This window comes from Salinispora sp. CH2A1_6 (genome assembly GCF_056820975.1).
In genome coordinates this window covers 95,511-120,404 of sequence record NZ_JBXEDG010000005.1, presented here as the reverse complement: position 1 = coordinate 120,404, position 24,894 = coordinate 95,511, and the positions used below count along the sequence as shown (strand labels likewise).

General features: G+C 70.6%; 18 protein-coding genes. 9 read left to right on the top strand and 9 right to left on the bottom strand.

Annotation, left to right across the window (positions count from 1 at the left end):
• Window positions 1-77 precede the first annotated feature (77 nt).
• Window positions 78-2,435 (top strand): transketolase-like TK C-terminal-containing protein, encoded by a 2,358-nt coding sequence (locus tag AC1UKG_RS11750; RefSeq protein WP_482641754.1) that lies wholly within the window; start codon window positions 78-80, stop codon window positions 2,433-2,435.
• A gap of 35 nt (window positions 2,436-2,470) precedes the next feature.
• Here AC1UKG_RS11750 and AC1UKG_RS11745 read toward each other — a convergent pair whose 3' ends face one another.
• Complete coding sequence (locus AC1UKG_RS11745) at window positions 2,471-4,051, bottom strand: metallophosphoesterase (protein WP_018743031.1); 1,581 nt, start codon at window positions 4,049-4,051, stop codon at window positions 2,471-2,473.
• A gap of 174 nt (window positions 4,052-4,225) precedes the next feature.
• Entirely contained in the window at window positions 4,226-5,395 is a 1,170-nt protein-coding gene (locus tag AC1UKG_RS11740; RefSeq protein WP_482641753.1) for a PQQ-dependent sugar dehydrogenase, read from the bottom strand.
• A gap of 80 nt (window positions 5,396-5,475) precedes the next feature.
• Between AC1UKG_RS11740 and AC1UKG_RS11735 the strand changes: the two genes are divergently transcribed.
• Window positions 5,476-6,393, top strand: a complete 918-nt coding sequence (locus AC1UKG_RS11735; RefSeq protein WP_018813588.1) for a 2-hydroxyacid dehydrogenase — start codon at window positions 5,476-5,478, stop codon at window positions 6,391-6,393.
• Here AC1UKG_RS11735 and AC1UKG_RS11730 read toward each other — a convergent pair.
• The 3 genes from AC1UKG_RS11730 to ilvD form a co-directional block, all read right to left on the bottom strand.
• Window positions 6,387-6,776, bottom strand: coding sequence for a PH domain-containing protein (locus AC1UKG_RS11730; RefSeq protein WP_482641752.1), 390 nt, complete (start codon window positions 6,774-6,776; stop codon window positions 6,387-6,389). The two genes, AC1UKG_RS11735 and AC1UKG_RS11730, sit on opposite strands and share 7 nt — an antisense overlap.
• Window positions 6,777-6,921: 145 nt before the next feature.
• Window positions 6,922-8,322, bottom strand: a complete 1,401-nt coding sequence (locus AC1UKG_RS11725) for a right-handed parallel beta-helix repeat-containing protein (RefSeq protein ID WP_482641915.1) — start codon at window positions 8,320-8,322, stop codon at window positions 6,922-6,924.
• Between the two features lie 872 nt (window positions 8,323-9,194).
• Window positions 9,195-11,042 (bottom strand): dihydroxy-acid dehydratase, encoded by a 1,848-nt coding sequence (gene ilvD, locus AC1UKG_RS11720; protein ID WP_482641751.1) that lies wholly within the window; start codon window positions 11,040-11,042, stop codon window positions 9,195-9,197.
• Between the two features lie 109 nt (window positions 11,043-11,151).
• Between ilvD and AC1UKG_RS11715 the strand changes: the two genes are divergently transcribed.
• The 5 genes from AC1UKG_RS11715 (at window position 11,152) to serA (ending at window position 19,224) form a co-directional block, all read left to right on the top strand.
• Window positions 11,152-13,464 carry a bifunctional diguanylate cyclase/phosphodiesterase gene (locus AC1UKG_RS11715; RefSeq protein WP_026325177.1) on the top strand — a complete coding sequence of 771 codons (2,313 nt, stop codon included), beginning with the start codon at window positions 11,152-11,154 and terminating at the stop codon, window positions 13,462-13,464.
• A gap of 310 nt (window positions 13,465-13,774) precedes the next feature.
• Window positions 13,775-15,664 (top strand): acetolactate synthase large subunit, encoded by a 1,890-nt coding sequence (locus AC1UKG_RS11710; RefSeq protein WP_018813592.1) that lies wholly within the window; start codon window positions 13,775-13,777, stop codon window positions 15,662-15,664.
• Window positions 15,665-15,725: 61 nt separating this feature from the next.
• Window positions 15,726-16,241 carry an acetolactate synthase small subunit gene (gene ilvN, locus AC1UKG_RS11705; RefSeq protein WP_018743039.1) on the top strand — a complete coding sequence of 172 codons (516 nt, stop codon included), beginning with the start codon at window positions 15,726-15,728 and terminating at the stop codon, window positions 16,239-16,241.
• Between the two features lie 58 nt (window positions 16,242-16,299).
• Entirely contained in the window at window positions 16,300-17,313 is a 1,014-nt protein-coding gene (gene ilvC / locus AC1UKG_RS11700; protein WP_018743040.1) for a ketol-acid reductoisomerase, read from the top strand.
• 315 nt (window positions 17,314-17,628) lie between these two features.
• Window positions 17,629-19,224, top strand: coding sequence for a phosphoglycerate dehydrogenase (gene serA, locus AC1UKG_RS11695; protein ID WP_018743041.1), 1,596 nt, complete (start codon window positions 17,629-17,631; stop codon window positions 19,222-19,224).
• A gap of 68 nt (window positions 19,225-19,292) precedes the next feature.
• Here the strand turns inward: serA and AC1UKG_RS11690 are convergent, their stop codons facing one another.
• Together AC1UKG_RS11690 and AC1UKG_RS11685 are read right to left on the bottom strand one after the other, a co-directional pair.
• Window positions 19,293-19,649, bottom strand: a complete 357-nt coding sequence (locus AC1UKG_RS11690) for a hypothetical protein (protein WP_018743042.1) — start codon at window positions 19,647-19,649, stop codon at window positions 19,293-19,295.
• 318 nt (window positions 19,650-19,967) lie between these two features.
• Window positions 19,968-20,822 (bottom strand): FAD:protein FMN transferase, encoded by an 855-nt coding sequence (locus tag AC1UKG_RS11685; protein ID WP_026271196.1) that lies wholly within the window; start codon window positions 20,820-20,822, stop codon window positions 19,968-19,970.
• Window positions 20,823-21,046: 224 nt separating this feature from the next.
• Between AC1UKG_RS11685 and AC1UKG_RS11680 the strand changes: the two genes are divergently transcribed.
• Both AC1UKG_RS11680 and AC1UKG_RS11675 read left to right on the top strand, forming a co-directional pair.
• A complete protein-coding gene (locus AC1UKG_RS11680; RefSeq protein ID WP_018743044.1) occupies window positions 21,047-22,078 on the top strand; it encodes a 3-isopropylmalate dehydrogenase in 1,032 nt (343 codons plus the stop codon).
• A 273-nt stretch (window positions 22,079-22,351) separates the two neighbouring features.
• Window positions 22,352-23,449, top strand: a complete 1,098-nt coding sequence (locus AC1UKG_RS11675; protein ID WP_018743045.1) for a branched-chain amino acid aminotransferase — start codon at window positions 22,352-22,354, stop codon at window positions 23,447-23,449.
• A gap of 9 nt (window positions 23,450-23,458) precedes the next feature.
• Here AC1UKG_RS11675 and AC1UKG_RS11670 read toward each other — a convergent pair whose 3' ends face one another.
• Both AC1UKG_RS11670 and AC1UKG_RS11665 read right to left on the bottom strand, forming a co-directional pair.
• Window positions 23,459-24,235, bottom strand: a complete 777-nt coding sequence (locus tag AC1UKG_RS11670; protein ID WP_482641750.1) for a tyrosine-protein phosphatase — start codon at window positions 24,233-24,235, stop codon at window positions 23,459-23,461.
• Window positions 24,232-24,693 carry a hypothetical protein gene (locus AC1UKG_RS11665; RefSeq protein ID WP_018743047.1) on the bottom strand — a complete coding sequence of 154 codons (462 nt, stop codon included), beginning with the start codon at window positions 24,691-24,693 and terminating at the stop codon, window positions 24,232-24,234. Before AC1UKG_RS11665 ends, AC1UKG_RS11670 begins: the two co-directional genes overlap by 4 nt.
• Window positions 24,694-24,894: the final 201 nt, after the last annotated feature.

Below are 24,894 nucleotides of genomic sequence, written 5' to 3'. Positions count from 1 at the left end.
GCCGGCTGGGTGCCGGCGGGCCCTTCCTGCCCACCCCTCGGAGGGCGCCAACGGCGGCGCCCGGATGGAGTCCCCCCGTGAACCAGCACGACCTCGAGGTCCTCGACGAGATCCAACGCCGGGTGTTGTGGCTCGCCACCCGGATCGTGGACGCGGCCAACCACGACCGGGACACCGGCGACGGCGTGAAGGTCGGCGGGCACCAGGCGTCCAGCGCATCGCTGGTCACCGCGATGACGGCGCTGTGGTTCGCGCACCTCGACGCCGAGGACCGGGTCGCGGTGAAGCCGCACGCCTCCCCGGTGTTCCACGCCATCCAGTACCTGCTCGGCAACCTGGACCGGTCGTACCTGACCCGGCTGCGTGCCCGCGGTGGCCTCCAGTCGTACCCGTCCCGGACGAAGGACCCGGACGAGGTCGACTTCTCCACCGGCTCGGTGGGCCTGGGTGCGGCGGCGCCGCTCTTCGCGGCAGTTACCCGCCGCTACGTGGACGCGCACTTCGGTGCCCGTCCCCGGTCCCGGTTCGTCGCCCTCATCGGCGACGCCGAACTGGACGAGGGCAACATCTGGGAGGCGGTCGCCGATCCGGCCACCACCGGACTGGGCAACGTGATGTGGCTGGTCGACTTCAACCGCCAGTCGCTGGATCGGGTCGTACCGGGCATCCGGATCGACCAGTGGCGGGGCCAGTTCGAGGCGGCGGGCTGGCACGTCGTGGAGGTCAAGTACGGTCGCCGGCTCGCTGCCGCGTACGCCCGTCCGGGTGGGGCGGAGTTGCGGGACTGGATCGACCGGATGCCGAACGAGCAGTACCAGTCGCTCTTCGGCCTCGTCGGGCCGCTGCTGCGCAAGCAGTTCCTCGACGGCGCGCCGGCGGGAATCGCGGAGTTCATCGCCGACATCCCCGACGACGAGCTGGGTCCGCTCGTCACCGACCTCGGCGGGCACGACCTGGCGGCGATGCTGGAGGCCTACGCCCAGTGCGACGCGGTCACCGACCGGCCCAGCGTGGTCTTCGCGTACACGGTGAAGGGCTGGGGGCTGCCGATCGCCGGCAACCCCCGGAACCACTCGGCGCTGCTCACCACGGCGCAGGTGGACGCGTTGCGGGCCGCGCACGGCCGCACCCGGGACACCGAGTGGGACCGCCTCGACCCGGCGTCGCCGGCCGGTGTCCGGGCCGGTGCGCGGCGGGAGGCGCTGTCCCGGGCACCACGCACGCGGGAGCTGGGCGTCAGCGTTCCGGAGACGACCCGGGTACGCGCGAACAAGCCGGTCTCCACCCAGGAGGTCTTCGGTCGGGTCCTGGTTGACCTGGCCCGTGACCCGCAGGTCGGGCGTTATCTCGTCACCACCGCACCGGATGTGGCCACCTCGACCAACCTGGCCGGGTTCATCAACCGGGCCGGTGTCTTCGCGCCCACCTCGCAGCGCGAATGGTCCGAGGACCGGTTGCTGCGGTGGACGGAGAGCCCGGCCGGCCAGCACATCGAGCTGGGTATCTCGGAGATGAACCTGTTCCTGCTGCTCGGCCAGCTCGGCCTGGCCTGGGACCACTCCGGGCAGCCGCTGCTGCCGGTCGGGACCGTCTACGACCCGTTCGTGCTGCGGGGCCTGGACGCCTTCCTCCACGGCACCTACTCCGGCGCCCGGTTCGTGGTCGCGGGCACCCCCTCGGGAGTCACCCTGGCGCCGGAGGGGGGCGCACACCAGTCGACGCTCACCGCCAGCGTCGGATTGGAGCTGCCCGGGGTCACCTTCGTCGAGCCCGCCTACGCCACCACCCTGGACTGGCTGCTCTGTGACGCGTTGGGGCAGATCGCCGGGGGTACGGCGCCGGCCACGACCGCCGCGCCCGAGGAGGACGGCGGATACTACTTCCGACTCAGTACCCGCCCGGTTGACCAGGCTCCGTTCGCGGCTGCCCGGAGCCGGATCGGCGACGCGGTGCTGCGTCGGCAGGTGCTCGCCGGCGCCTACCGGCTGGTTGACGCCCACCAGGCGTACCCGCAGCTCGCCGACGCCCCGGTCGTGCAGCTCGCCGCCTCCGGTGCGGTCCTGCCCGAGGTGCTCGCCGCCGCGGCCGAGCTGGCCGAGGAGGGGATCGCCGCGCACGTCGTGGACGTCACCAGCCTGGACCGCCTCTACCGGGCCTGGCAGCGCACCCTGCGCCAGGGGGTCCGTACCGCCACCGTGCCGAGCGTTCCGGGCGCGCTCCGGTCGGCCTTCGTCGACCGGGTGCCGGTGGTCACCGTGCACGACGCGGCGTCGCACGCGATGGCGTGGCTCGGCTCGGCGGTCGGGGCCCCGGCGGTGCCTCTCGGCGTGGACGAGTTCGGTCAGTCCGGCAGCGTCGCCGAGCTGTACGAGCTTCACGACCTGCTGCCGGGCAGCATCGTGAACGCCGCCCTCGCCGCGCTCTCCCTGCGCTGACCGATCGCTGACCGTCGGCTCGTCCGGCGGCTCGGTCAGCGGGTCGGAGTGGGGGTGACCGGGGCGGGGGCCCCGGCCTTCGGGTCCTCCACGATGTGCCGTTCGAGGTTCACCTGGGCTTGGCCGGTGCCGCCGACAGTGATGTCGTCGTACGCCTGGAGCAGCTTCTCCTCGTCGAAGTAGAGGACGGTCATCGACAGCGGGGTGGGCTCCTCGCCCTCCAGACCGCGCAGTCCGGCGCCACCGGTCGAGCCCTGCACCATCAGCAGGGTGGGGGTGTGGTCCGGCTGTTGGGGCAGCCGGTACACCTCGCGGTTGTGGGTGTGTCCGGCGAGTACCAGCGGCGTGGTGCCGGAGAGGGGGCCCGCCGAGGCGGGGTCGTGCACCAGCGCCAGGTCCACCGGCTGCGGTGCGCTACGAGCGGTGGCCGCCAACTGGTCACCGACGCCGATGAGCTGGTCGGCTGTCTCCCCGGTCAGGTTGCTGCCCGCCGGTGAGGTGCTCTTGTCCGGCGTGAAGCGCGGGTCCCCGATGCCGGCGATGGTCAGCCCGGCGACGACGGTGGTCGCGTTGTCCAACACGATGGCGTTGCGCTGCTGGGCCACCGCTGCGGTCGTACCCCCCGAGTCGTGGTTGCCGCGGATGTAGACGTAGGGCTTGCGGAGGAGGCCGATCGAGTCGACGTAGTTCGCCTCCGGCTCGCTGCCCCAGTCGGTGATGTCACCGGTGTCGACCACGACGTCGATCCCGAACTGCTCCACCACGGTCTGGATGACCTGCCAGGCGGCCGGGTTCAGGTGCAGGTCGGAGATGTGCAGCACCCGCGTGGTCCCGGGCTGCGGCTCGAACACCGGCAGCTCCGAGACGGTGGCGTAGAGCTGGCTGACGTTGCCGACCAGGCGCTGGAGCTGCTCGGCGTAGCGGGTGTAGTCGCTGGCGATCCGGCGGGCGTCACCGACGAGTGCCGGCGCGTTGACCAGCAGCCCCTCGTAGCGGGGCTCTTCGATCGACTGCGGGCGCAGGGTGGCCGCCGCGGTGCCCAGGCTGCCGGTGACGATCACGAGCGCAAGCGCTCCCGCCCAGGCCGTACGGCGGGTGTCGCGAAACACCAGGAGAGCCAGCAGCAGGGTGACCAGCACCGTCGCGGCGACGGTACGGACACCGAGGCGCAGGATGCCCTCACGGACGTCGTCCACGGCGGTCTGGCTCGCCCGGTCGAGGCTCTCCGGGTCGTGCAGCAGTGCCTCGGTGCGGTCCTGGTCGAGAGCGCCGAACTGCACGGTCAGCTTGGCCGGGCCGTCGTGGCTGTCGAGCAGCAGCGCGCCGAGCGGCGGTATGTCGATGGTGGTGCCGCCGTGCAGCGTCGGGGTTACCGTCAGATCCGCCTGAAACGGTCCGACCTCGGTGCTGACCCGGCCGCCGGCCAGGGTGCCGATCAACACCCCGGTCACGGCTATGGCGAGCACGGCCAGGGTCATCCCGATGGCGCGCAGCGCCCGCCAGCGGGTCGAACGGCCGTCGGCTGGCCGGTGCCGCAGCCGGAACCGTCGGCTCCAGCCCGTCCCTGGCGGCTGGCCGCCTCGGCTGTCCTGCTGCTCGTTCTCCTGACCGTCCATGCTGAAATTCTGACTCGCTCAGTCGAAAGGCTCGGGAAATCTGGGCCGGGTGTTGCCAGATGCCCCACTTATCTGACCTAGCTACCAGCTCGACCCGAGCTTGCTGTCGGATTTGTCCGGATTTGTCGTCGGCTCACCGGCGACATCGCGGTGAACTTTGTCCCGTTCTTGCGGTCAGCTTCGTCCGGCTTCGCCGTCCGCGAACACCAGGCGCAGGAGGCGATCGTCCTCCGCCACCGGAGCTCCGCGCCCGTCGTGGTTCGAGGTGCTCACCCAGAGCGAGCCGTCCGGTGCCGCGGCCACTGCCCGCAATCGGCCGTACCGGTTGGTGAGCAGGTCACGCGGTTGGCCGAGGAGCGTTCCGGTAGCGGTCAACTCGATCAGCCAGACTCGCTGTCCGCGGAGGCAGGCCGTCGCGAGGAACTGCTCGGTCCGAGCCAGCCCGGAACAGGAGGCGTCCGCTGGCGGCCACCAGACGATCGGGTCGACGTATCGGCTGTCGTCGGAGCGACCCTCGACCTCCGGCCAGCCGTAGTTGCCTCCCCGCTCGATCTCGTTGATCTCGTCCCAGGTGTTCTGGCCGAACTCGACGGCGTACATCCGGCCGTCGGCGGCCCAGGTGAAGCCCTGCACGTTGCGGTGGCCCAGCGACCAGACGGGCGAGTCGGGAAAGGGGTTGTCCGGTGCGGGCTCGCCGTCGGTGGTGATCCGCAATATTTTTCCACCGAGCCGGTTGCCATCCTGCGCCTGCTCCCGGTCGCCGGCGTCGCCGGTGCTGGCGTAGAGCTGCCCGTCCGGGCCGAAGGCGAGGCCACCGCCGTTGTGGGTGCGCGCCTTCGGGATGCCGGTCAGGATCGGGTGCGGCGGCTCCCCGAGGGTGAGCCGGGCGATGCGGTTGTCCTGTTCGGCGGTGTAGTAGACGAAGACCGTCTGGTCCCGTTGGTAGTCCGGGGAGACGGCGATCCCCATCAGCCCACCCTCGCCACCCGCCGTCACCTCGGCAAGGGTCTGGACCACGGTCACCCGCAGCCCGCCGGGGTCGGACTCGGGCCCGACCTGGAGGATCCGGCCGGAGTCCCGCTCGGTCACCAGCGCGCCCCCGTCCGGGAGGAAGGCGATGCCCCACGGGACCCGTAGGCCCTTCGCCAACACGGTGGCCACCACCTCCGGCCCGGTGCTCCCCAGGCCGGTGCTGGTCGGGGTGGGGAAAGTGGGGGGTTCGCCGGCCGGATCGGGCCCGGGCTCGCCGAAGCTGCAGCCGGTGGTGATCAGCAGCGCCACGCACGACGCCGCGAGGGTAGCCCGAAAGCGGCGGCTGCGCAGGTGCACGGGACGGGCGCTCACCGGGACCAGGGTAGCGGCCGGTGGGCCGGCGTGGGCCCCGGAAAAGGACGGGCCGGCCCGAGGCTCTATCGTCGGCGGGTGTGAAGGTGTGGATCCCCCATGAGCACGGCACGTCCCTCCTCGGTGACCTGCCGGCGGGTGTCACGGTGGAGGTGGCGGAGCCGGGCCGGCTCCCGTCCCCGGTGACCGACGTCCGGTTCTGGGTCCCACCGTTCCTGGCCGAGGCGGAGACCGCCGACCTGTTGCGGGAGCTGCCGGATCTGGAAGTGGTGCAGCTGTTGACCGCCGGTGCGGACGCGTGGGTCGGCCGGATGCCGCCGGGCGTGACGCTCTGTGATGCGCGGGGAGTGCACGACCAAGCCACCTCGGAGTGGGTCGTCGCCGCGATCCTGGCGCACCTGCGCTCCTTTCCCGCGCTGGTCCGGGCACAGAGCCGTCGGGAGTGGGCATACCGCGAGGTGGCACCGACCGACGAACTGGCCGGCAAGCGGGTGCTGATCGTCGGCGCCGGCTCGATCGGCACGGCGGTCCAGGCACGCCTCGCCCCATTCGAGGTGGGCCTCACCCTGGTGGCCCGAACCGCGCGGTCCGGCGTGCACGCCGTCGCGGAACTGCCCCGGCTGCTGCCGGAGGCGGATGTGGTGGTGCTGCTGGTGCCGCTGACCGAGCAGACCCGCGGGCTGGTTGACGAGGGCTTTCTCGCGGCGATGCGCGACGGTGCCCTGTTGGTCAACGCGGCGCGGGGGCCGGTGGCGCAGACCGAGGCACTCGTCGCCGAGTTGGGCACCGGCCGGATCTCGGCCGTGCTGGACGTCACCGACCCGGAGCCGCTGCCCGCCGACAATCCGTTGTGGGCGATGCCGAACGTGCTGCTCACCCCGCATGTCGCGGGCTCGGTTCAGGGCCTGCTCCCGCGGGCGTACGAGCTGGTGGGCGAGCAGATTCGCCGCTTCGCCGCGGGCGAGTCGCCCACCAACGTGGTGGTGGAGGGCTACTGAGTCGACCGGCCGGCCGGGCCGGGTGCGGGCCGCTCGGTGACCGCGACGAGCCGGGGCAGGTCGTCCCGGCGGATGGCGGTCAGCGTGACCGCCCGGCCGTCGGTGAGCCGAGCGACCGCCCGGCCAGCTGGGTCCGCGCCCAACTCGACGATCTGGTCCCAGCGGATTCGGTACTGGCCGGCGAGCGCCCGCAGGCACAGCCCCTGTGCGGTGACGTCGGTGCCGGCCCGCCAGGCCCATCCGCCGAGGAGGAGCGGTACGAGGAGCACCGGCAACAGGTACCACCGGGCGGCGGCCAGGGGCAGGGCGCCGAGGAAGGCGACCACCGCGGCTACCAGCAGGGCCTGGTTGTGCCGGAATCGGAGGGTGTCGGAGCTGCTCACCCTGTGATGATCCCACCTGTTCCCCAGCGGTGTCGGGACGGGGCGGTCCCGTGCGCCGCGGTGGTGGCACGGTTGATCACCGCAGGAGTGCGGGGCTCCGACCCGCCGCGGAGGCGGCGGGTCGGAGCCCCGCGTGGGTGCCGGTTCAGGCTGGGCAGTCGGGAACGTTGCCGACGCAGTTGTTGGGCCGGTTCTTGATGACGATGGTGCCGGTGGCGGTGTTCAGGTCAACGGTCCCACCGTCGTTGACGATGCCGCCGCCGTCGACCGTGGCGATGTTCTTCACCACCTGCGTGTTGAACAGCGTCACCATGCCCCCGGAGTTGTAGATGCCGCCGCCCTCCTCGGCCTGGTTGCCGATGACCTTCGTGTTGCGCATCACCAGCACGCTGAAGTTGTACACGCCGCCGCCGAAGTTCGAGAGGGCGGTGTTGCCCTGGATGAGGCCATCCTCGACCACAGCGGTGGAGTCGGGGCCGACGAACAGGCCGCCGGCAAACCCGGAGGAAGCGGTATTATTGGTAATTTTCACCCGCTTCAAGGTGAGTTGTCCGTCAACCTGGATCCCCGCGAAATTGCTCGAGCGGTTGCCGGTGATCGTGCTGTCGACGACTGTGCCGATCCCGTCGTTGAGGATCAGCAGGCCGCCGGCTCCCCCGGAGTTGTTGTCGGCGATCAGGCTGTGCCGGATCGTCACGACGGCGGAGGAACCGATGCTCAACACACCGCCCACGGCGCCTGCGGTATTTGCCTTCACCGCTGCTTTCTCCAGAGTCACCTGCCCCCCGGAGTTGGCGATACCGCCCCCGGTGGCGATGGCGGTATTACGACTCACGGTGGTGTGTCGCACGGTGGTGACGCCGGCGCTGTAAATACCGCCGCCGTCTCCGTTGGCGATATTGCGGGTGATGGTGCTGTGGTTGGTGGTGAGCGCCCCGCCGGTGTTGACGAGGATTGCGCCGCCGTCGCTGTCGGTGTGTCCGCCGGTGATGGTGAGGTGGTTGAGGGTGAGGTCGCCGCCGACGTCGACGGTGAGGATTCTGAACTGTTCGACCGCTGCGGCGCGTTCGATGACGGTGTGCTTGCCGCCGTTGAGGGTGATGGGGGCGGTGATGGCGGGGAGGCCGGCATCGTCGATGAGGGCGGTGAGTAGGTAGGTGCACGTGCTGGCGAGGTCGAGGGTGGCGCCGCCGCGGGCGTTGGCGAGGGTGATCGCGGCGATTAGCTTGTCGGTGTCGCAGGGGACCGGGACGCCCTTCGTGTCCTTACCTCTGCCGTCGTGGGCGCCCCTGTCGCCCTTGGCTCGTTCGTCGTGGTTGTCGCTTCCGGTGGAGGGGGCGTCCGGGTGTTTCCCGGGGCGGTCGTCGCTACTGCTGATGGCGCGGCTGACCGCGTCCCCGATCGGGGTGACGGTGATGCCGGCGGTGGTGAGGGTCAGGCCGGTCACCCCGGCCAGCCCGACGGCCCACCAGCGCCGCCGTGACCTCGCCCGGTGCCCGCCAGGGCGGTCCGGTTCGGGTATCTGGATGTGTTCCTGCTGGTTCATCGCGGTGTCGGTGTCCTTCCCCCGTGAACGACGAGGAGTCATCACCCGGTGGTGGCTGACCGGGTGGGTTCCCTCGGCTACCGAGCGGGCGGTAGCAGCCACCCGGACAGTAAACCGACAAACAGAGCAAGCGAACATGAACCCGAAAAACATGCCCAAAACAGATAAAGCTCCACAGCGTCGGGGCGGGTGGCTGAGGCCGGCGGTGTGCCGGGGTAGCCGCTGTCGCTCCCCGGGGCGGTCGACCGCCCCGGTCGGTCCTGCCGGTCTCATCCAGGTCTGGTCGATGCGGCGGGCGCGACCCGCCCGGCGCGGGCCTGGGAGAGGTCTCGGGCTGTTGGCGTCGAACGTGGCGTGGGGTGTGACGTTGGGTTTGCGCCTGTGTGCGGTGTGAAGCCAGTCAAGAAAGGGTGTTACGTAAAGTGTTTGATCGGCTGCTGAGTGGTTCAGCTTAAGGCTAATTAAGGTAATTCTAGGGCAGGTCTATAGGTAGATTTGGGTGAATGTTGGTGAGTGGGCGGTAGAGTCAACTATCGGTGCGGCGGAGGTGAGTTCCGGCTTTTCCGCCGCGGCATTGCCAACCGGCAGACGAGGAGGACGACGTGACGATTCAGAGGGTCGTAAGACTGGTCGCTGTTGTTGTAATCGCCGTGACGGGGTTCGCGAATCCAACCGATCCAGGGGTGGAGCGGCAAGACAAGACCTCCGCCACCAACGGTGAATCGCGGGTTTCGCCCGCCGAACCGTGTCGATGTCCGTAAGGGCGTCCGGGTCGACAACCAGGTCAGCCCCGTCCGCCCGGTAGGCGGAGGGTCGGCTGACGTTCCCGGGCCGGCTTGGGGCGGTCCGCGAGGCCGCGCCCCGAATTCCGGCTACTCGGGGACGCGGCGGTAGGCGCCGTCGCTGGCGGAGGTCGCCATGACGGCGTACGCGCGCAGCGCCGCCGAGACGGGGCGCTGCCGCTCCGCCGGCGTGTACGGCCGGTCTCGTTTCTCCTGCGCGACCCGGCGGGCGTCCAACACCTCGGCCGGTACGGTGAGCTCGACTGTGCGGTTCGGGATGTCGATGACGATCTCGTCGCCCGATTCGACCAGGGCGATCAGCCCGCCGGCGGCCGCCTCCGGGGAGACGTGGCCGACCGACAACCCGGAGGTGCCGCCGGAGAACCGGCCGTCGGTGAGCAGCGCGCAGGCCCGCCCCAGCCCCCGGCCCTTGAGGAACGAGGTGGGGTAGAGCATCTCCTGCATACCGGGTCCGCCCCGGGGGCCCTCGTAGCGGATCACCACCACGTCCCCTGCGGTGATCTCCTTGGCCAGGATGGCGGTGACCGCGTCGTCCTGGGACTCGTAGACCCGGGCCGGGCCGCGGAAGGTGAGGCACTCCTCGGGCACCCCGGCGGTCTTCACCACGCAGCCCTCTGGTGCCAGGTTGCCGTGCAGGATGGCCAGTCCCCCGTCCGCGGTGTAGGCGTGGGCCCGGTCCCGGACGCACCCGCTGACCGCATCGGTATCCAACGTGGACCAGCGGTTGGTGGTGGAGAACGGCTCGGTGGTGCGCACCCCGCCCGGCGCGGCGTGGAACAGCTCGATCGCCTTCGGTGTCGCGGCGCCGCCGCGAATGTCCCAGTCGGCGAGCCAGCGCTCCAGCGAGGGGGAGTGCACCGCGTGGACCTCCCGGTGGAGTAGACCGGCCCGGTCCAGCTCGCCGAGGATAGCCGGGATTCCGCCGGCCCGGTGGACGTCCTCCATGTGGTAGTTGGGGGAGTTCGGTGCGACCTTGGCCAGGCAGGGCACCCGCCGGGAGATGGCGTCGATGTCCCGCACCCCGAAGTCCAGCTCGGCCTCGCGGGCGGCGGCGAGTAGGTGCAGGATGGTGTTCGTCGAACCACCCATCGCGACGTCGAGAGCGACCGCGTTGTCGAAGGCGGCACGGTTGGCGACCGCGCGGGGCAGCACCGTGGCGTCGTCTCCGTCGTACCAGCGCTTGGCGATCTCGACGACGGTACGGCCGGCCTCGACGAAGAGGGACCGGCGGGCGGCGTGGGTCGCGAGTGTTGACCCGTTGCCGGGCAGGGCCAGGCCGATCGCCTCGGTGAGGCAGTTCATCGAGTTGGCGGTGAACATTCCGGAGCAGGAGCCGCAGGTGGGGCAGGCCGAGCGTTCGATCTGGTCGAGTTGGTCGTCGGTGACCGCCTCGTTGGATGCGGCGACCATGGCGTCGACCAGGTCGATCTTGGAGTGCACGACCCCTTCGATCGCGACTGTCTTACCGGCCTCCATCGGACCGCCGGAGACGAAGACGGTCGGGATGTTCAGCCGCAGGGCGGCCAGCAGCATCCCGGGAGTGATCTTGTCGCAGTTGGAGATGCAGACCAGGGCGTCGGCGCAGTGCGCGTTGACCATGTACTCCACGGCGTCGGCGATCAACTCCCGGCTGGGCAGCGAGTAGAGCATGCCGCCATGGCCCATCGCGATGCCGTCGTCCACGGCGATGGTGTTGAACTCCCGGCCCACCCCGCCCGCCTCGGCTACCGCGTCGGCCACCAGGCCACCGAGCTCCTTGAGGTGGACATGACCCGGTACGAACTGGGTGAAGCTGTTGGCGATGGCGACGATCGGTTTGCCGAAGTCGTCGTCGGTCATCCCGGTGGCCCGCCACAGGGCTCGGGCGCCGGCCATCGTCCGACCGTGGGTGGAGGTCCTCGACCGCAGCTCAGGCATGCGTACCAGTCTGACACCGTCTCGGTTCGGTCGGCACCCGCGCGGGACGTGTCCCAACAGATGCACACCCGGCCCCCCGCTCCGGGCGTGGATCCGGCAGAGTTGGGCTGTGCTGACACCCCCGGGCCAGCTTCGCACCGCCGTGCTGAGCGGGCTCATCCACAAGCCGGCCGTCACCCGGGTGGTGGGCGCTGCCCGTCGGCTATCGGCGCCCCGGGCCGCGGCGTTCCTCCTCCTCGCCGTGGCCGCCGTCATCGGCCTGGTCGCGGTCACGGCCGGGGCGTTGGTGGGGCTGACGGCGGCTGGGCAGCCCGAGCCGAGCCCCTCGACCGGCTGGGCCGAGCTGGTCGCCCTGGCCACGGTGACCAGTGGGCTGCTCTTCGGGGCCGGGCTGCTCCGGCTGCCGGGCATGGCCCCCAGCATCGGGGTCGCCACCCGGCTGTCGTTGGACGGGTTGATCATCGCCACCGCGCTCTGGTTCGTGGGCTGGGTGCTCCTCGCTGAGCCGACCCGCCTGCTCGGATCGGCCCCGGTGGTCGGTGTGCCGATCCTGCTCGCCACAGTCAGCGCAGCGTTGATCGTGGGCCTCGCCACCGTCGTGGTGTTCCGGGTCTCGTCTCCGCGACGGCGGCTCGCCGCGCTCGCCAGCGGTTCCGCCGCGACGACCCTCGGTGGGCTCGGCATCGCCACCGGGTTGTCCCGGGCGGAGGTGGGGTGGGCGCTCGGTGGCGCGACGGTGGCCGTGGCCGGCCTGCTGACCGTGGCGCTGGTGCTGCGCGGGTTCGATCGCCCCTGCGAGTCGGACATCGACCCGACCCGGCGCGAGGGTGAGCATGCTGTCCTGCCGATCCTGGTGATGGCGGGCGCGGCGACGTACCACTTCCTCCAGGACGGCCGTTTCGACCCGAGCGGCGTGGCCGCCATCAGTGTCGCGGGCTTCGTCCTGGTTGCCCGGCAGTCCCTGACCCTGCACGATGTCCGTCGGTACGCCCGCCGGCTGGTCGAGGGGGAGGCGCACTTCCGGGAGTTGGCCCACACCGACGCCCTGACCGGCCTGGCGAACCGGCGGGGGCTGCTGCGGGCTCTGCACCGCTGCGCGGAGCGGGGCACCCAGTGCGACCTGCTCCTGCTCGACCTGGATGGGTTCAAGAACGTCAACGATGTGCGCGGTCACGACGCGGGGGACGCCGTCCTGGCCGAGGTGGGCCGGCGGCTGCGCGGCCCCCTGCGCCCCGGCGATCTGGCGGCCCGGCTCGGCGGGGACGAGTTCGCTGTCCTGCTGCCCGGCCCGCCGGCCGCCACCGACCCGATCGGGGAGCGGCTGCTCGGGGCGTTGGCGGCCGCGTACGAGCTGCCCGAGGGGCCGGTCTTCCTCTCGGCGAGCATCGGCATCGCCGGTTGGGCCCGCCAAACCGATGTCGAGCTGCTGCTGCGCCACGCCGACCTGGCCCTGCGTTACGCCAAGCAGCGCGGCAAGAATCGGATCGAGCGGTACGACGTCGCCTACGACCGGCTGTTGAGCCGGCGGACCACGCTCGAGCACGAGCTGCGGGGCGCGATCGAACGCGACGAGCTACGACTGGTGTTCCAGCCGGTGGCGTCGCTGCCGTCGGTACGTCCAGTCGGCGCCGAGGCCCTGCTCCGGTGGCGCCATCCGGAGTTGGGTGCGGTCCGGCCGGATGAGTTCATCCCGCTCGCCGAGGAGTGCGGCATGATTGCCAAGCTGGGGGCGTGGGTGCTGGACCAGGCCTGCTACCAGCTCTCCCGTTGGCTCGCCGACGGGCACGACGTCTGGGTGTCGGTCAACGTCTCGCCTCGAGAGCTACACGCCCCGGCCTACGTCGGTCAGGTCGCCGACGCGCTGCGCGTACACCGGGTTCCGCCGCAGCGTCTGGTGCTGGAGGTCACCGAGCACGCCGTCGCCACCGACGTGGACGAGCTGATTCGGCGGTTGACCGCGTTGCGTCGTACCGGGGTTCGGATCGCGTTGGACGATTTCGGTGCCGGCTACTCCTCCCTCGGCCAGCTTCGTCGGCTGCCGCTCGACATCCTCAAGATCGACCACAGTCTTGTCGCCGGACATAAGCCGGTTCGTCCGGTTGACGCCGACGGCCCGGCGTTCGCCCCGATGGTCGACATCGTCATGCGCCTGGGGCATCAGCTGGGTCTTGGGGTTATCGCCGAGGGTGTGACGACGCCGACCGAGTTGGCCGAAGTGGTTGCCGCAGGCTGCCACTTCGGTCAGGGCGCTCTTCTCGGCTGGGGGGTGCCGGCCGAGCACCTGGAGGCGATGTTGGAGGCCGCCACCTCGTCGCACGCCCCACCGATCGCCGGTTCGGTGCCGCCCGTGCCGGCCTCCGGTCCACCGCCGCCCCGGCGGCTGCCGCCCCTGCCCGTGCCCGGGCAACCGGTGCCGGAGTAGCCCGGGTCGGAGCGGGACGGGTCGGAGCGGGACCGCGTCGGGGTGCCAGTGTCTCGGGCGACAGATTCGGCAGGTCCGTTAACCAAAATATGGGACTTGTTGACTCATTGCTTGAGAGGCGTCATGCTGGTTCGCATGTCGTCGTACCGGTCGCTGCGAGTACTTACCTGAGCGCACTCTCCCACTGAGAGTGCGCTGGCCCCGTGCATCCCGCACGCGGGCTTTTTTGTTGCCGTCAGATCCGCCGGGCGCTCCGCCGGCGTTCCACCGCAGAACCCACCGCACCCTCCAGCCGAAGGCCTGAACCGCCATGACGAGACCCACACCCGAGACCCTCGCCAACTCCGCCCGGCGGGCCCGCGCGGCCGTTGAGCCGCCCCGCGACGTTGACCGGCCCCGCCCGGCGGCCACCCCGACCGTCCCGGCGGTACGCACCCCCGTCCCCGCCCCCGCCCCCGCCCAGGTCTCCGGTGCCGGCTCCCTCGTGCGATCCCTCGAAGCGCTTGGCGTCGAGGTCATCTTCGGTATTCCCGGTGGCGCGATCCTGCCGGCGTACGACCCGTTGTACGACTCCACGGTCCGGCACATTCTGGTCCGGCACGAGCAGGGCGCCGGGCACGCGGCCGCCGGGTACGCGCAGGCGACCGGGCGGGTCGGCGTCTGCGTCGCCACCTCCGGGCCCGGTGCGACCAATCTGGTGACGCCGATCGCCGACGCGTACATGGATTCGGTGCCGCTGGTGGCGATCACCGGCCAGGTCGCCCGGCCGTCGATCGGGACGGATGCCTTCCAGGAGGCGGACATCCAGGGCATCACGCTGCCGATCACCAAGCACAACTTCCTGGTCCAGAACGCCGAGGAGCTGCCCCGGGTGCTCGCCGAGGCGTTCCACCTCGCCGCGACCGGCCGGCCCGGCCCGGTTCTGGTCGACATCCCCAAGGATGTCCTCCAGGCATCAACCGTCTTCGCCTGGCCGCCGACGCTCGACCTGCCCGGCTATCGGCCGACGCTGCATCCGCATGGAAAGCAGATCCGGGAGGCGGCCCGGCTGATGGCCATCGCCCGCCGGCCGGTGCTCTACGTCGGTGGCGGGGTGCTCAAGGCCGGCGCGACCGACGGGCTGCGCCAGCTCGCCGAGCTGACCGGGATTCCGGTGGTCACCACTCTGATGGCGCTCGGTGCCTTCCCCGACTCACACCCGCAGCACCTGGGCATGCCCGGTATGCACGGGACGGTCGCCGCGGTCTACGGGCTGCAGAAGGCGGATCTGATCATCGCGCTGGGGGCGAGATTCGACGACCGGGTGACCGGCCAGCTGGACTCGTTCGCTCCCGACGCGGCCGTGGTGCACGCCGACATCGACCCGGCCGAGATCGGCAAGAACCGGCACGCGGACGTGCCGATTGTGGGCGATGCCCGACACGTCATCGACGAACTGGTCGGCGCGGTCACCGTCGAGCAGTCGGCCGGTCAGCGGCCTGACCTCGACGACTGGTGGTCCCAGCTGCAGGAGCTGCGCACGCGTTACCCGCTGGGGTACGACGACCCGGCCGACGGCACGCTCTCTCCGCAGTACGTGCTCCGCCGGCTCGGCGAGATCGTCGGCCCGGAGGCGGTGTACGTGGCAGGCGTGGGCCAGCACCAGATGTGGGCTTCCCAGTTCATTTCGTATGAGAAGCCACGTACCTGGTTGAATTCCGGCGGCCTCGGCACCATGGGGTACGCGGTGCCGGCGGCGATGGGGGCCAAGGTTGGTCGGCCGGAGACGGTGGTCTGGGGGATTGACGGCGACGGTTGCTTCCAGATGACCAGTCAGGAGCTGGCGACCTGTGCGCTGGAGGGTATTCCGGTCAAGATCGCTGTGATCAACAACGGTAATCTCGGCATGGTGCGGCAGTGGCAGGCCCTCTTCTACGGGGAGCGCTACTCCAACACCGAACTCGGTACCCACAAGCATCGCATTCCGGACTTCGTCAAGCTCGCCGAGGCGCTCGGCTGCGTCGGGCTGCGCTGTGAGACAGCGGAGGACGTCGACCAGACGATCGAGACCGCGATGTCCATCAACGACGCCCCGGTGGTCATCGACTTCGTGGTCGGCAAGGACGCCATGGTGTGGCCGATGGTCGCCGCCGGCACCAGCAACGACGAGATCATGTTCGCCCGCGGTGTCCGGCCGGTCTTCGACGAGGACGAGGTGTAGTCATGGCCCACCACACCGGGCGCCGTGGGGGTCGGGAGAACCAGACGAGGAAGGCACGACTGTGACCATGCATACGCTCTCCGTGCTCGTGGAGAACAAGCCCGGCGTCCTGGCCCGGGTCTCCGGGCTCTTCTCCCGGCGCGGCTTCAACATCGGCAGTCTGGCCGTCGGGGAGACCGAGAATCCGGACGTCTCCCGGATCACCATCGTGGTCAACGCCGACTCCTCTCCGCTGGAGCAGGTCACCAAGCAGCTCAACAAGCTGGTGAACATAATCAAGATCGTTGAGCTGGACCCCCAGGTGTCGGTGGCCCGGGAGCTGCTGCTGGTCAAGGTCCGCGCGGACCGCAGCGCCCGTGGGCAGGTACTGGAGACGGTGAACCTGTTCCGCGCCCGGGTCGTTGACGTCGCCCCGGAAACGCTGACCATCGAAGCGACCGGCACCCCGGACAAGCTGGCCGCACTGCTCCGGGACCTCGAGGCCTTCGGCATCAAGGAGATGGTGCAGTCCGGCACGGTCGCCATCGGCCGCGGGTCCCGCTCCATCACCGCCGGCCCGGCGCTTCGGGCCGCCTGATCCGTACCCACCAGATCTCCGATCGGCCGCCGGGCGCGGCCGCACGAAAGGAAAAACCATGAGCGTTGAGGTGTTCTACGACGACGACGCCGACCTGGGTCTGATTCAGGGCCGTACGGTCGCCGTGATCGGGTACGGCAGCCAGGGCCACGCCCACGCGCTGTCGCTGCGTGACTCCGGTGTTGCGGTGGTGATCGGTCTGCCCGCCGAATCGAAGAGCCGCCCGAAGGCGGAGGAGCAGGGACTGCGGGTGCAGACTCCGGCCGAGGCGGCGGCCGAGGCCGACATCATCATGATTCTCGCGCCGGACACCGCCCAGCGTGCCCTCTACACCGACTCGATCGCGCCGCACCTTACCGCCGGCAAGGCGCTCCTGTTCGGGCACGGATTCAACATCCGGTACGGGCTGATCACGCCGCCGGCCGATGTGGACGTGGCGATGATCGCCCCGAAGGGCCCCGGCCACCTGGTCCGCCGGCAGTACGTCGACGGCAAGGGCGTTCCCTGCCTGGTCGCCGTCGAGCAGGACGCCAGCGGCAGCGCGTTCGGTCTGGCCCTGGCGTACGCCAAGGCCATTGGTGGCACCCGGGCCGGCGCGATCAAAACCACCTTCACCGAGGAGACCGAGACCGACCTCTTCGGCGAGCAGGCGGTGCTCTGCGGCGGTGCCGCGGCGCTGGTGCAGACCGGCTTCGAGGTGCTCACCGAGGCCGGCTACGCCCCCGAGGTGGCCTACTTCGAGTGCCTGCACGAGCTGAAGCTCATCGTGGACCTCATGTACGAGGGCGGCATCGCTCGGATGCGGTACAGCATCTCGGACACGGCCGAGTACGGCGACCTCTCCCGTGGCCCCCGCGTCATTGACTCCCGGGTCAAGGAGCGGATGCGCGCGATCCTGGGTGAGATTCAGTCCGGTGAGTTCGCCCGGGAGTGGGTTGCCGAGGACGAGGCCGGCCGCCCCAACTTCGCCAAGTGGCGGGCGGAGGGCGCCGCACATCCGATTGAGGAGACCGGCGGCAAGCTGCGCGCCATGATGAGCTGGGTTGACCGGCCCATCACCGAGACCGCCTGATCCAGCGGCTCCCGGACACCCTGGCGCGAGGGTTTCCGGGGACCGCGGACGCCCGTGACCTGACGCTCTCCCTCCCCGGCGTGGGGTCACGGGCGTCCGGCGGTTGCGCTTGCGGCGCCGCCGGTGGAGGCGTACCCCGGCCGTGCCGGGCGGTCGCTGTGAGGGCACTCACCCTGATCGCCGGAGCGCCGATTAGCCCCCTACGATCCCTGTTGGGTGCGCAGCCGCACCTGACGGCCATGGCCGGACTGCCGGCGGGGTGCAGTGCTGCTCCCGCCGCCCGGCCGACCGCTATAGACGACATTTAGAGGACCAATGAATCCTGTCGTACTGATCGCCGAAGAACTCGCCCCCGCCGCCATCGAGGTGCTCGCCCACGACTTCGATGTCCGGCACGTGGATGGCACCGACCGCCCGGCCCTGCTCTCGGCGCTCTCCGAGGCTGACGCGGTCCTTGTCCGCAGTGCGACCCGTATCGACGCCGAGGCGATTGCCGCGGCACCACGACTCAAGGTGATCGCCCGGGCGGGTGTCGGCTTGGACAACGTCGAGGTGCCGGCGGCCACCAGCCGCGGCGTCATGGTCGTCAACGCCCCGACCTCCAACATCGTCTCCGCGGCGGAGCAGGCGGTCGCCCTCCTGCTCGCAGTCGCGCGGAACACCGCCAGCGCCAGCACGGCGCTGAAGGTGGGGGAGTGGAAGCGGTCGAAGTACACCGGGGTGGAGGTACAGGGCAAGACCGTCGGGGTGGTCGGGCTCGGACGCATTGGTGTCCTCTTCGCGCAGCGGATCGCTGCATTCGGCACTCGGCTGATCGCCTACGACCCCTACATCCAGCCGGCGCGGGCGGCGCAGCTCGGCGTCCGCCTCGTCGGCCTGGATGAGCTGCTGCGCCAGAGCGACTTCATCTCCATCCACCTGCCGAAGACGTCGGAGACAGTGGGCCTGATCGGGGAGAAGGAGCTGGCGATCGTCAAGCCCGGGGTGCGCATCGTCAACGCCGCCCGGGGTGGCCTCGTGGACGAGCAGGCTCTCGCGGACGCCATCGCGGAGGGACGGGTGGCCGGGGCCGGCGTTGACGTGTACGCCAAGGAGCCCTGCACCTCGTCACCGCTGTTCGCCTTCGACAACGTGGTGGCGACCCCGCACCTGGGCGCCTCCACGCACGAGGCGCAGGACAAGGCGGGCCTCGCCGTGGCCCGGAGCGTGAAGCTGGCGTTGCAGGGTGAGTTCGTGCCGGATGCGGTGAACGTGCAGACCGGCGGCGTGGTCGCCGAGGATGTCCGGCCGCTGCTGCCGCTGGTCGAGAAGCTCGGCCGGGCCTTCACCGCGGTCGCCGGCGGTATCGCCGCGAGCGTGACCGTTGACGTGCGGGGCGAGGTGGTCAGCAACGACGTCTCGGTGCTCAAGCTCGCGGCGACCAAGGGGCTCTTCAGCTCGGTGGTGGAGGAGCAGGTCACCTACGTCAACGCCCCGCACCTGGCGGCCGAGCGAGGGGTCGAGGTGTCGCTGGTGACCAGGCCCGAGACGGCCGAGGAGGCGCTGCTGGTCACGATCCGTGGCGCCCTGCCGGACGGCCGGACGGTGAGTGTCTCCGGCACCAGCGTCGCCGGCGTCCGGGACGTCAACAAGCTGACCGAGGTGGACGGCTTCGACGTGGAGATCGGGGCGGAGGGCATTCTCGTCTTCCTCCGTTACGTTGACCGGCCCGGGGTGGTCGGTGCGGTCGGCACGCTCCTCGGCGAGGCCGGTGTCAACATCGCCGCGATGCAGGTGGCCCGTCGGGAGGCCGGCGGGGAGACGTTGATGACCCTCACCGTTGACCAGGCGCTCGGCGCCGATCTGCTCACCTCGGTCGCCGAATCGGTCGGTGCGACCGCGGCCAGCGCTGCCGACCTGCGGGAGGAGTGACCGCGAGCCACGGAGGGCTCGGCCCGCCCCGGTGCGGGCCCTTCGTGGCGTAGGCGGTCCTGGGGCGGTCAGCCGTCGGTGTGGTGAGGCGGTGGATAGACCGAGCCGTCCTGGACATCAAAGAGCATCAGCTGATGTTCGCCGGCCAGCCGTTCGATGTCCAGCAGTACCTGGTCCGCGCAGGTGGGATGTAGGTTCAGCTCGACGTGGTCGCCGGCGGTGTGTAGGGGCGTCCTCGCCCAGGGGGTCTCCGCCCGGCCTGCCTGCTCCGGGTACGCGGCGGTGATCGCCCGATAGAATCTGACGACCCGGGGGTCGGGCTGGCGATCGGTGTGCCGGCCTGCTCGGCACCGCCGGACGGCGGTACGTACGTCCTCGGGCGTCGCCCCGGGTGGCAGAGCCCACACGCTCAGATCGAAACTCACGGCGGACAGCGTGCCAGTTGTCGTTCGCCATGTCGAAGTCGCCCTACCCAGCCAGCTCACACTCCTGTCAGGAGGGTCTGCAGTGGATCCTCTTGCGTGGAGTTATGTCAATTCGCTAGCGTACCGATGCGGTTACTGGCTGAGTCCGTGATGTGGGCCCGTCTTCGGGTGGCGAGGTTGACGTCCGGCCCTGGCTGGTCCGCACCCCTCGGATGCGCGAGCCACGCGCAATCGTCGCTGACCGGCCCTCACGGTAGTTGCCGAGACTGTGGGGGCCGATCGTGAGCCCCAGCGGGGCGGTGTCGCGACGGGCGCCGGTCAGCGGCGGTGGGCGTGGAGGACTCGGTAGTCCGTCTCACTGTGGAACCAGGACAATCCGGCTGGCCCCGCCGCGTAGAGCGCGGTGGCGTAGGCGTCGGCGATGGCGAGGTCCGGCCCGACGACGGTGGCGGCGATGAACTGGTCGGCGGGCTCCCCGGTGTGCGGATCCACCACGTGCCCCCGTCGTCCGGTGACCCCGGAGGTACCGATCCCCCCGGCGGTCATCTCCAACACCAGCGGTGCTTGGCGTCGGTTGGTGGGGTGGTGTACGGCGACCCGCCACGGTCCCCCGTGCGCGGCGTGCCCACGTACGACGAGGTCAGCGCCGGTGAGTACGGCGTAGTCGTGGACGCCCGCGGCTCGTAGCCGGGCGGCGGCCTGTTCTACCGCCCACCCGCCGAGGAGTCCTCCGGGGTCGAAGCCGCCGGGCACTGCCCAGGCGTCGAACCAACCGTCGGTCGCGGCCCGCATCGCGGTGCAACGGTTGACCAGGTCGGTCAGCGGCGGGTAGGACTCGGGGCTGATCTCCCCCCGCCGTAACCGTGATACCAGGCTTTCCGGTCGGTTTGGTCCGTAGGCCAGGTCGATTGCGCGTAGCTCCGCGACCGCGTCCCGGAGTGCCGCGCCGACGCCCCGGCGGCCAAGCCAGTCGGGTGCGTTGAACAGCAACGTGTACTCGGCGGTGGTGGTCCGGACGGTGTGCGTGACAGCGATTCGTTCCCCGGTCGCCGGACCCGCTCCGCCGACCCGTCGTTGCTGCCCACCGAGGCGAAGGTCCGGACGTGGCTGCGGGCGGAGTCGCGACGAGCCGCTCCAGCGGCTGCGTTGCTGTTCATCGATCCTCATTCTCATCCCGCCTCCCGGCCGACGGCTTCGTTGCGTCGCGGCGTTGGTTGGTCCCTGGCCTGTGGCCCGTGCCCCCGCTGTCGACCAGGATAGGCAGCGGAGATCACCGCTGAATGAATGTCACCTGGAAGCCTCCTGTACATCCGATTTCCCGAATGGTGGAAGGTGTGTACCGTTTTTCGGGACTGGGCGTACCCTCGGAGCCGAGCGAGCGAGGCAAGGGAGTCGACGTGGCACGAATCGCGGTGGTCGCTGGGGACGGAATCGGTCCCGAGGTGGTCGCGCAGGCCCGCAAGGTCATCGATGCGGTGGTCCCGAACGTGCAGGCCACCGAGTACGACCTGGGTGCCGCGCGTTACCACCGCACCGGCGAGGTGCTGCCCGACTCGGTCCTTGCGGAACTGGCTGGGCACGACGCCATCCTGCTGGGTGCGGTCGGTGACCCGAGCGTCCCGCCCGGCGTGCTGGAGCGGGGTCTGCTGCTGCGGCTGCGGTTCGCCTTCGACCAGTACGTCAACCTGCGCCCGGCCCGGCTCTGGGCCGGCACGAGCGGTCCCCTCGGTGGCATCAAGCCCGGCGAGGTCGACCTGGTGGTGGTTCGCGAAGGCACCGAAGGGCTGTACGCCGGCGCCGGCGGCGCACTGCACCGCGGTACCGCGGCCGAGATCGCCACCGAGGAGAGCCTGAACACCCGGCACGGGGTCGAGCGGGTGATCCGAGACGCGTTCCACCGGGCGGAACGGCGGGAGCGGCGCAAGGTCACCCTTGTGCACAAGACCAACGTGCTCACCCACGCCGGCTCGCTCTGGGCCCGTGCCTTCGCGGACGTCGCCGCCGAGCACCCGGACGTGACCACCGAATACCAGCATGTTGACGCCGCCGCGATGTTCCTGGTGACCCAGCCCCAGCGGTACGACGTGCTGGTCACCGACAACCTCTTCGGTGACATCCTCACCGACATCGCCGCCGCCGTCACCGGCGGAATCGGGCTCGCGGCCAGCGGCAGTATCAACCCGGATCGCGCGTACCCGTCGATGTTCGAGCCGGTGCACGGCTCCGCGCCGGACATCGCCGGTCGCGGTCTGGCCGACCCGGTGGCAGCGGTACTCTCCGCCGCGCTCCTGCTCGACCAACTCGGGCACGCCGAGCCGGCGTCCCGGATCACCGCCGCCGTGGCGGCAGAGCTGGCCGGGCGGGTGCCGGGCGTGCCGGTCCGCACCGCGGAGGTCGGCGACCGGCTGGCCGGCCACGCGGCCGGCTGAACCGTGAGCCGCCGCCGCGGCCCGCAGGACCGTGAGCCGCCGGGGTGGCCCGCAGTCAGTCACGCTGGGTAGGCGGTCAACAACCCGGTTAACACCCGTGGGTAGCCGGGGGCGAGCCATCCGTGCGGCGGTCCCTGCGGCCCGGGTGCCAGTCGGAGCGGGCCGCGCCGGATGCCGCTACCCGCTGAACGACCGTTCGGGGTAAGTTTGCTCGCACCAGCTCGGCACGCGGGTCCGCATGCCGTCATCATCCATTCCAGGGAGGCCAGTGCGATGAGCGGTGGTGACAAGCTCGAGTTCGAGATCCGTCCGAATTCTGCGCCGGTATCCGCGGCGGACCGGGGCGCGCTGCTGGCCAACCCCGGCTTCGGGCGGGTCTTCACCGACCACATGGTTACTATCCGCTACGCCGCCGGGAAGGGCTGGTACGACGCCCGGGTCGAGGCACGGGCACCGATCCCGATGGACCCGGCCGCCGCGGTCCTGCACTACGCCCAGGAAATCTTCGAGGGCATGAAGGCGTACCGCACCGCCAGCGGCGGCGTGACGATGTTCCGGCCGTACGCCAACGCCGCCCGGTTCGCCGCGTCCGCCCGGCGGATGGCGATGCCCGCCCTCCCCGAGCAGGCCTTCGTCGACTCGCTGCACCGGCTGATCGAGGTGGACCGGGACTGGATACCCGAGGGGGAGGACGGCAGCCTCTACCTGCGGCCGTTCATGTTCGCCAGCGAGGTCTTCCTCGGTGTGCGGCCCGCCAACGAATACCTCTACGCGGTGATCGCGTCCCCGGTCGGTGCGTACTTCTCCGGTGGGGTCAAGCCGGTGACCGTCTGGGCCTCGCCGGACTACACCCGGGCCGCGCCCGGGGGCACCGGCGCGGCCAAGTGTGGCGGCAACTACGCCAGCTCGTTGGTGGCCCAGGCAGAGGCGATCGAGCACGGCTGCGACCAGGTCGTCTTCCTGGACGCGGTGGAGCGCCGTTTCGTTGAGGAACTGGGCGGGATGAACCTGTTCTTCGTCTATGACGACGGCTCTCTGGTCACCCCACCGTTGACCGGGACCATCCTGCCCGGCATCACCCGGGAGTCGGTGCTCGCGCTCGCTGCCGCCGCCGGTCACCGGGTGGCGGAGCAGCCGATTGCTTTCGCCGACTGGCAGGCCGACGCGGCGAGCGGTCGACTGCGCGAGGTCTTCGCCTGCGGCACGGCTGCGGTGATCAATCCGGTCGGCGTGGTCCGCTCTCCCGATGGTGAGTTCCGGATCGGTGGCGGTGAACCCGGACCGGTCACCATGGCTCTGCGCCAGCAACTCGTCGACATCCAGCGGGGCAAGGCCACGGATCCGCAGAACTGGGTCCACCACGTGCTGTGAGAGTTGCGGCTACTCCAGCAGGTGGTTGCGGAGCGCGGCCACCTGGGCGTCGGTGACGCCCGCGTGGCGCAGGTAGCCCTCGACCGTGCCGTAGCGGTCGCGCAGCTCGGCGAGGAACAGCAACATCGCCTCCTCGGGGCAGCGCAGCGGCGGCAGCGACGGGTGCAACGTCTTGCCCGTCGTGGCGAACCAGGCCTGGAAACGCTCGCCGCCTGCGGTGCTCAACGCGTAGTCGGCGGCGATGTCAGCGTCGGAGACGCCCAGTACGGCCAGGGTGAGACCGCAGACGATGCCGGTTCGGTCCTTACCGGCGACGCAGTGCACCAGGAGTGGGGCGTTGGTCTCGTCCGCGATCAGCCCGATCGCGGCGGCCAGGCCGGCGGTGCCGGTCGAGGCCAGGTCGGCGTACCGGTCGGCGAGGTAGCGGGCGAGGTCGGCACCGGGTTGGTACGGGTTTTCGGCCCAGTCGGCGTGCTCCGGGTGGATGTGCCGCCAGGTCAGCCCCGCGAAGTCCGGGATCCGGCCATCCCGGTCCACCTCGTACGGCCGGCGTAGGTCGAGCACGGTGCGGACGCCGAACGCGGCGAACGCCGTCCGGTCGGCGCCGGCCAGCCGGTGCGGGGTGTCCGAGCGGAAGAGCCGGCCACTTCGGACAACGCGCCCGTCGTGGCCGGCGGGCCCGCCGACATCGCGAAAGTTGAACAGACTGTCGAATCGAGTTACGTCAAGGGGATCCACGCTGACACGGTAGCGGTATGACCCGGCGCCGGTGGTCCTACCGATCATCGTTCGCGCGCGGTGCCCGGTGGGATGGCGGCGTACGTGTCGCCGTAGTAGCCACCGAGCCGGTCCCGGTAGGCCGGATCGGTGTCCGCGGTCTCGTCGTACTCCGGCGCGGCCCTGATCTGGTCTTTGCTCCGGTCAATATGGACCTTCCGGGTGTTGTGGTCAACGTGGTTGACGGTGCCGGCGGGGAGCATGACCCGGCGACCGAAGAACCACGGGCCGGTGTCCACCACGAGGTAGCTGGAGTTGACCGCGGAGCTGGCCTGGTCCACCTTCCCGATTCCACCGTCGCTCGCCTCGACGTGGTAGCCCGCCAGGTCGATGTCGGTGGGCGTTTCGGCGCGGTATCGCCACGGGTCGAAAGCGCTGCCGGGCGGGCCGTCGGGGGTGCTGCTCGGACCGCCGGTGCCGAGCGGGCTCGGCGTCGGGCGGGCCGGATGTGGGTCGCGCCGTGCCATGGCGTCTCCTTCCACCCCTGGGCGGTCCGGTCGGCGTCGGGCCTTCGCGGGGTGGTACCCGGTGTCGAGCCGGGTACACCGCCACCACCGCCGCCACGCTGACCGGGGCGGGGGAGGGCTGCCCCGCGGAACCAGCTGGGGAAGGCCGTTCGTGCGCGGTGTGTCGTTCGTGTGGGTCGACATCGACGATCTCCGAAAGTC

Bases quoted from the DNA above. Each gene is read 5' to 3' on its own strand.
- AC1UKG_RS11745 (WP_018743031.1), bottom strand. From the start codon at position 4,051: ATGGACGGTCAGGAGAACGAGCAGCAGGACAGCCGAGGCGGCCAGCCG.
- serA (WP_018743041.1), top strand. From the start codon at position 17,629: ATGAATCCTGTCGTACTGATCGCCGAAGAACTCGCCCCCGCCGCCATC.
- AC1UKG_RS11670 (WP_482641750.1), bottom strand. From the start codon at position 24,235: ATGATCGGTAGGACCACCGGCGCCGGGTCATACCGCTACCGTGTCAGC.
- ilvC (WP_018743040.1), top strand. From the start codon at position 16,300: ATGAGCGTTGAGGTGTTCTACGACGACGACGCCGACCTGGGTCTGATT.
- AC1UKG_RS11685 (WP_026271196.1), bottom strand. From the start codon at position 20,822: ATGAGAATGAGGATCGATGAACAGCAACGCAGCCGCTGGAGCGGCTCG.
- AC1UKG_RS11675 (WP_018743045.1), top strand. From the start codon at position 22,352: ATGAGCGGTGGTGACAAGCTCGAGTTCGAGATCCGTCCGAATTCTGCG.
- AC1UKG_RS11725 (WP_482641915.1), bottom strand. From the start codon at position 8,322: ATGAACCAGCAGGAACACATCCAGATACCCGAACCGGACCGCCCTGGC.
- AC1UKG_RS11710 (WP_018813592.1), top strand. From the start codon at position 13,775: ATGACGAGACCCACACCCGAGACCCTCGCCAACTCCGCCCGGCGGGCC.
- AC1UKG_RS11665 (WP_018743047.1), bottom strand. From the start codon at position 24,693: ATGGCACGGCGCGACCCACATCCGGCCCGCCCGACGCCGAGCCCGCTC.
- ilvD (WP_482641751.1), bottom strand. From the start codon at position 11,042: ATGCCTGAGCTGCGGTCGAGGACCTCCACCCACGGTCGGACGATGGCC.